The following is a 2,198-nucleotide window of genomic DNA, read 5'->3' on the forward strand; positions in this document are numbered from 1 at the left end:
CAAGCCCGCTCCCACATGGGTACGAGTACAGATTCAGGTCGTGACTGGCCATTCAGATACTGAATAAGCCGCCTGCGTTCACAGTCGCCGGGGCTGCGCGGTATAGTCCGGGCATTGATGAATGCGAGGAAACACCGATGAAGTTCGAAGGCACCCAGGCCTATGTGGCTACCGATGACCTGAAACTGGCCGTCAACGCCGCCATCACCCTGGAGCGGCCGCTGCTGGTCAAGGGCGAGCCCGGCACCGGCAAGACCATGCTCGCCGAGCAATTGGCCGAGTCCTTCGGCGCCAAGCTGATCACCTGGCACATCAAGTCCACCACCAAGGCCCACCAGGGCCTGTACGAATACGACGCGGTAAGCCGCCTGCGCGACTCGCAGCTGGGTGTGGACAAGGTGCACGACGTGCGTAATTACCTGAAAAAGGGCAAGCTCTGGGAAGCGTTCGAATCCGAAGAGCGGGTGATCCTGCTGATCGATGAAATCGACAAGGCCGACATCGAATTCCCCAACGACCTGCTGCAAGAACTCGACAAGATGGAGTTCTACGTCTACGAAATCGACGAGACCATCAAGGCCAAGAAACGCCCGATCATCATCATTACTTCCAACAACGAAAAAGAGCTGCCGGACGCCTTCCTGCGCCGCTGCTTCTTCCACTACATCGCCTTCCCCGACCGCACCACCCTGCAAAAAATCGTCGATGTGCACTACCCCGACATCAAGAAAGACCTGGTCAGCGAAGCGCTGGACGTGTTCTTCGACGTGCGCAAAGTGCCCGGCCTGAAGAAAAAACCCTCCACCTCCGAACTGGTGGACTGGCTCAAGCTGCTGATGGCCGACAACATCGGCGAAGCCGTGCTGCGCGAACGCGACCCGACCAAAGCCATCCCGCCGCTGGCCGGTGCGTTGGTGAAGAACGAGCAAGACGTGCAGTTGCTGGAGCGTCTGGCGTTCATGAGCCGTCGCGGTAATCGCTGATGCTGCTCAACCTGTTCAACGAGATGCGTGCCGCCAAGGTACCGGTGTCGGTGCGCGAGCTGCTCGACCTGATCAACGCGCTGAAAATGCGCGTGACCTTCGCCGATATGGACGAGTTCTACTACTTGGCCCGGGCGATCCTGGTCAAGGACGAGCGGCATTTCGACAAGTTCGACCGGGCCTTCGGCGCTTATTTCAATGGCCTGGAAAAACTCGACGACCACCTGCAGGCGTTGATCCCCGAAGACTGGCTGCGCAAGGAATTCGAACGCTCGCTGACCGATGAGGAACGCGCGCAGATCCAGTCTCTTGGTGGCCTCGACAAACTCATCGAGGAATTCAAGAAACGCCTGGAAGAACAGAAGGAACGCCACGCCGGCGGCAACAAGTGGATCGGCACCGGCGGCACCAGCCCTTTTGGTTCCGGCGGCTACAACCCGGAAGGCATCCGCGTCGGTGACGCCGGCAAGCGCCAGGGCAAGGCCGTTAAGGTGTGGGACCAGCGCGAGTACAAGAACCTCGACGATCAGGTTGAACTGGGCACGCGTAACATAAAGATCGCCTTGCGCCGCCTGCGCAAATTTGCGCGCCAGGGGGCTGCGGAAGAGCTGGATATTGACGGCACCATCGACCACACCGCGCGTGACGCCGGGTTGCTGAATATCCAGATGCGCCCGGAGCGGCGCAACACCATCAAGCTACTGCTGTTGTTCGACATCGGTGGCTCGATGGATGCCCACGTGAAGATCTGCGAAGAACTCTTCTCCGCATGCAAGACCGAGTTCAAGCACCTGGAGTACTTCTACTTCCACAACTTCGTCTATGAGTCGGTGTGGAAAAACAACCAGCGCCGCACCTCCGAGCGCACCTCAACCCAGGACCTGCTGCACAAGTACGGCGCGGATTACAAAGTGATCTTTATCGGCGATGCGTCGATGGCGCCGTATGAAATCACCCAGGCCGGCGGCAGCGTCGAGCATTGGAATGAGGAGCCGGGCTATGTGTGGATGCAGCGTTTCATGGCCAAGTACAAGAAACTGATCTGGATTAACCCGTATCCGAAGGATACGTGGGGGTATACGGCGTCGACGGGGATTGTGCGGGAGTTGGTGGAGGATCAGATGTATCCGCTGACCTTGCGGGGGTTGGAAGAAGGGATGCGCTTTCTTTCCAAATAGGCGGTGTGCTCACTGACGCTATCGCAGGCAAGCCAGC

At 58.7% G+C, this 2,198-nt stretch carries 2 protein-coding genes; both read left to right on the top strand.

Annotated features, from left to right (window positions below):
- Nucleotides 1–137: 137 nt before the first annotated feature.
- Nucleotides 138–983 carry an AAA family ATPase gene (locus tag HX793_RS01750; RefSeq protein WP_003210690.1) on the top strand — a complete coding sequence of 282 codons (846 nt, stop codon included), beginning with the start codon at nucleotides 138–140 and terminating at the stop codon, nucleotides 981–983.
- Nucleotides 983–2,161, top strand: coding sequence for a vWA domain-containing protein (locus HX793_RS01755; protein ID WP_016975243.1), 1,179 nt, complete (start codon nucleotides 983–985; stop codon nucleotides 2,159–2,161). The genes HX793_RS01750 and HX793_RS01755 overlap by 1 nt, the downstream gene beginning before the upstream one ends.
- Nucleotides 2,162–2,198 lie beyond the last annotated feature (37 nt).

The sequence above is a fragment of the Pseudomonas reactans genome (assembly GCF_013387025.1).
Lineage (GTDB): Bacteria > Pseudomonadota > Gammaproteobacteria > Pseudomonadales > Pseudomonadaceae > Aquipseudomonas > Aquipseudomonas reactans.

Excerpts from the sequence above, each read along its gene's own strand:
- HX793_RS01755 (WP_016975243.1), top strand. The coding sequence starts at position 983 with ATGCTGCTCAACCTGTTCAACGAGATGCGTGCCGCCAAGGTACCGGTG.
- HX793_RS01750 (WP_003210690.1), top strand. The coding sequence starts at position 138 with ATGAAGTTCGAAGGCACCCAGGCCTATGTGGCTACCGATGACCTGAAA.